This is a genomic window from Rhodococcus sp. LB1 (assembly GCF_001583455.1).
In the GTDB taxonomy this organism is placed as follows: domain Bacteria; phylum Actinomycetota; class Actinomycetes; order Mycobacteriales; family Mycobacteriaceae; genus Rhodococcus_F; species Rhodococcus_F opacus.
The window spans coordinates 1,050-5,181 of record NZ_LTCZ01000134.1; the positions used below are offsets into that span (position 1 = coordinate 1,050).

The 4,132-nt window shown below is 68.4% G+C and carries 4 protein-coding genes; all 4 read right to left on the reverse strand.

Annotated features, from left to right (window positions below; genetic code table 11):
* Nucleotides 1–159: 159 nt before the first annotated feature.
* From AZG88_RS19690 to AZG88_RS19705, 4 genes are read right to left on the reverse strand one after another with little or no spacing between them, the layout of a single operon-like run.
* The gene (locus AZG88_RS19690; RefSeq protein ID WP_061698639.1) at nt 160–588 is read right to left on the reverse strand and encodes a DUF6262 family protein; all 429 of its coding nucleotides are present in this window, start codon (nt 586–588) and stop codon (nt 160–162) included.
* Entirely contained in the window at nt 588–1,379 is a 792-nt protein-coding gene (locus tag AZG88_RS19695; RefSeq protein WP_061698640.1) for a tyrosine-type recombinase/integrase, read from the reverse strand. The genes AZG88_RS19690 and AZG88_RS19695 overlap by 1 nt, the downstream gene beginning before the upstream one ends.
* Nucleotides 1,307–2,758 carry a hypothetical protein gene (locus AZG88_RS19700; RefSeq protein WP_061698641.1) on the reverse strand — a complete coding sequence of 484 codons (1,452 nt, stop codon included), beginning with the start codon at nt 2,756–2,758 and terminating at the stop codon, nt 1,307–1,309. Before AZG88_RS19700 ends, AZG88_RS19695 begins: the two co-directional genes overlap by 73 nt.
* A complete protein-coding gene (locus AZG88_RS19705; RefSeq protein ID WP_231914096.1) occupies nt 2,755–3,993 on the reverse strand; it encodes a tyrosine-type recombinase/integrase in 1,239 nt (412 codons plus the stop codon). Before AZG88_RS19705 ends, AZG88_RS19700 begins: the two co-directional genes overlap by 4 nt.
* Nucleotides 3,994–4,132 lie beyond the last annotated feature (139 nt).

A 4,132-nucleotide genomic window follows, 5' to 3' on the forward strand; every position in this document is an offset into this window, starting at 1 on the left:
CATGGTGGATCGAGGCGAAGTTCTCCGGCCACATCGGTCCGTACTTGAGGGTCTTGAACAGCGATTCGGAGTTATCTCGACGTCTTATCTGGGGTAATGATCGTGAATTTGTGTGTCTACGCCGGTAGATCGTTTGCGTACGCGTCTGCAAAAGGAGCGTCAGGGCGTCTCGGTGTTGTGGAGGGCGCGTTGGGCGCCGAGGCGGCGACGTAGTTCGAGGTTCTCGCCGTGGGCGGCCTCGAGCGCCTGTTGGAGCGCGCCTATCTCGTCACGGTGACGCCGTTTGAGTTCGGTGAGCTGGGCGGTGAGGGTGCGGACGACGCTGCTCGAAGTTCCGTCTCGGGTCGAGGCCGCTGCTGCCGGTGGTGGTGTGTTCTGCTGTTGAGCCCGAAGTTGTTGGACGCGTTGCCGGATCGGGGTGCAGCGGTAGAGGAAGTCCAGGGAGACACCCGCGGTCCGGGCCAGGCCGCGGAAGGTGATCGGCTCGTTGCGGCGGATGATCTCATGCAGTCCTTGCTCGGCTCGGGCCTGAGCGGCGGCGCTCTTGCGGGCGGCGGCCTGGCGGAGGTTGTCCGGGTTGCCACGCATCAGTGGTTGTCCTCTTTTCCGGTGATGGCCTCGGTGCGAGCCTCGACGCCGGCGCCGCGTATCGCCCCGGCGGTGCCGTCGGCGAGCCGGGTGTGCCCGAGGGTGAGGATGATTCGGCCGAGGGCGTCGCGTTCCTGGTGGCGTCCGGCGAGCCAGATGTTGTCCTCGCCCATCGGGTGTCCGGTGCGGGCCTCGAATGTCGCGCGGCGTTCGGTAATGAGTTGTGTGGTTCGGGCGAGCTGGGTTTGCAGCTCGGGCAGGAAGGTGGCGTCGGTGGCGAACTTGTCGCAGGTCAGGCAGGCGTTGCCCTTGCCGCAGACCTGACGGGGCGGCAGCAGGCAGTACCCGTTGGGCAGGATCCGGTCGGTGCGTCTGTCCAGCTCGAGCATGTCGTAGAGGTCGCGGGAATCGACCTCGAGCTCGCGCCCGTCGGCGGTGATCTTGCGGAAGCGCAGAAACTCGGCCTCGGCGGTGGACTGCAACGTCTGCGCATACGTCATGCTCATCGTCGGCGTGAGGTGCCCGAGGTAGCGCTGCAGCACGTGCAACGGGACGCCGGTGTTCAGCAACCGGGTGGCGACGGTGTGGCGGAATCGGTGGGTGCGGTTGAAATCGACCAGGGCTCCGGTGCTGTCACGCACGTCCAGCCGGACGGCCAGATCGGTCAGCAGATTCCGCAGAGTGTTGCCGGAGTACGGCCGGTCGCCGTTGCGGTTCATCAGCGCGGCCAGGAACAGGTATTCGGGGTCCTGCCGGGTGCGCCGTGTTCGGCGAGGAACCGCTGCGCCCACTGTTGCTGCTCGCGGATGATCGCGACGACCTCGGCGTGCACCGGGATGGTGTCCGGAGCACCGTCGATCTTCGTCTGCTGGTAGCGGAGCTTGGCGACCAGCCCCTGCTCGTCGCCGTCTGCGGCGGGGTCGCCCGGTGAGGACGGGGTCGTCGGCGACAACGGCAGCAGTGGGTCGCGGTCGAGCAGGCAGATCTCGCTGACGCGCCGGCCCAACAACGCCACCAGCATGGTGATCCGCATGGCCTGTTCGTCACCGAACCCGCCGTCGCCGACCGCGGCGCCGAGCAGGTCCAGCCCGCCCATGATCCGTGTCATGGCGTCGTCGTCGATGACCTGACCGTCGAGTCGGGGCCGCGGCTTGCCGGGCAGCTCACCACGCCGGTAGAAGCTGGCGTGCTCGGGTCCGAGTCGCAGCCAGCCCGGTTCGGCCAGCGCCGCGGCGGCCGCGTCCTTGTTGTCGGTCATGAACAGGTAGAACTGCTCCACATCGCTGGCCCGGTGCTGCACCGACTCCGGCGACAACCGCTGGCCGGTGCGGCGTCCCCGGGTGACCGGCCTGGCGCGGAGATGACCGAGGAACTCCAGCATGAGGGCGCGCGTCCCGGCCGCGTGATCGACCAGCCACGGCCCCTCCACCCCGCGACCGCCCAGGAAACCGTCGAACTCGACCACCGCCACGATCCGGCGGTGCACCGTCGACCAGCTCAACGATCCCGTCTCCAGCCCGACCTTGCAGTGCCACTGCAGCCCGCACCGCAGCCACCGGGTGCCGATCCGGTCGAACCGCACCGAGTACCGGCCCATCGGCTCGTGCTCGCGCAGCGGGATCCTGTTGTCCTCGACCGGGTTCCATCGATCCCGCTGCCACCACGGGCCGGTGTCGGAGGCGGTGACGAGCAGACGCATCATCCGCGTCAGCAGGCAGCGGATGTTCTTCATCGTGGTGACCGCCGGCAGCCGCCCGCGGCGCCGGTGCACCGCACGCTGGATCTGTTGGCACCAGTCCCGCACGGGCAATCCGAGCAGGGAGGCGGGCGCCTGCCCGGCACGATCGGCGATCACCTCAACGAGCCGGCGCACCAGCATGCTCAACCCCGGTGTCGGGATCTTCCCACCCAGCTCGATGATCCGGAACACACACCACGCCACCTCCCGGCGCATCGGCTCCGGCAGTTGCGACAGGTCCACCCCGGCCCGCCAGGTCCCGTCGTGGCAGAACGCTCCCGCGTATTCCGGTGGGACACTCGACTCAGCGAAGCACGCCAGCCGCATCGGTTCCGGCACCGCCGCCCACAAGTCCTCCAGCGCCTGCGGGTCGCAGCGGACGCGGGCCGCTTCCACCCAGTCGATCGTGGCCTCGTCGCGCCCGCCGGTCACGAGCCGGACCCGATCCGGTCGTCGCGGTGCGCGCCGACTCGCCAGCCGCCGGTGAACGCCTTCCAGTCGGCGGCCGCCCGCATCTCGGCGTCCTCGGTCACGTGCGCGTACGTGTTGAGCGTGGTCTGCACGTCGAGATGTCCCAATCGTCGACTCACCACGTGCACCGGTACCCCCGACAACAACAGCGCCGTGGCGTGCGAATGCCGCATCCAGTGCGGGGTCCAGGCCTGCGGCACCTGCCCGGACAGCTCGCGGCGCAGCCGGTCCACCAGGTCGTAGACGGACTCCGGTCGCCACGGCGCGAACCGCGGCTCCCGGTCGAGGTTGACGAACACGCAGGTGCCGTCGAAGTCGTCGGTGGCCAGATCGGCGCCGGCCTCGCACAACCGCCAGACGTACTCGCCGTAGAGGCGGTCCAGCTCGTCGGAGACATACACCCGCCGGTAGCCGCTCTTGGCCCGCACCCCGTGTGGGCGGTCTCGGGCGACGATCTCGACGTACGGGGTGTCGCCGCACCCGGTGTGCCAATCGCGATGCTGCAAACCGAGCGCCTCACCCAGCCGAACGCCCGTCTCCGCCAACAACATCCACAGCAGCCTGTTGCGCACCGACCCACGCCACTCCCGCGTGTCGGGATCCCAACTCGCGCATGCCTCACAGATCCGCTCGATCTGCTCGGGCGTCAAGATCGGTGGCGCCGCCCGGCCCGGGCGGCGCACCCGGATCACCGCCTGGCGACGACCCTTGCGCCGCGCGACGTGCTCGAGCAGCGGCTTGTACCGGCCGCCGCCGCGATGGGTGATCCGATGCAGATCCCGGCCGACGTCCACGCCGTTGAGCACGTGATAGTCGTAGCAGGACAGCACCGCACCCAGCCGCGCGGAGATCGTCGACTCGGCGAATCGGGCACCACGGCGCTCGATCGACACCACCCCCGGCTCGTCCCCGGTACGCAACCACGTCAGGAACGCACCGAAGTTCTCCAACGTCACCGCATCCCAGACCAGCCCGAACAGCTCCAGGAACTGCCACCACAACGCCAACGCCCGCGCATAGGACTTCACAGTATTCGGCGACACCTGCTGGGCCCAAAGATATTCCAGGTACTCCTCCACCGGTACCACCGGGCGATGATCCGAGCCGAGCGCCGTCCAGGTGTGGCCCCCGCCCTCGGGCAGGACCAGCCGCTGCACCCGACAACACGTCCCGACCGTTCCTGTGATCGTCGTCACATCCGTAGCGTAACCACCCCGGATAGAACGTCCGCGACAGACACGCCGACCGTCGTAAAGAACTCTCACCATTCGTTGCGGACGGTGGTCACGCAACCCCAGATAGGAATTCGAGATAACTCGGATTATGCCGGGTCTG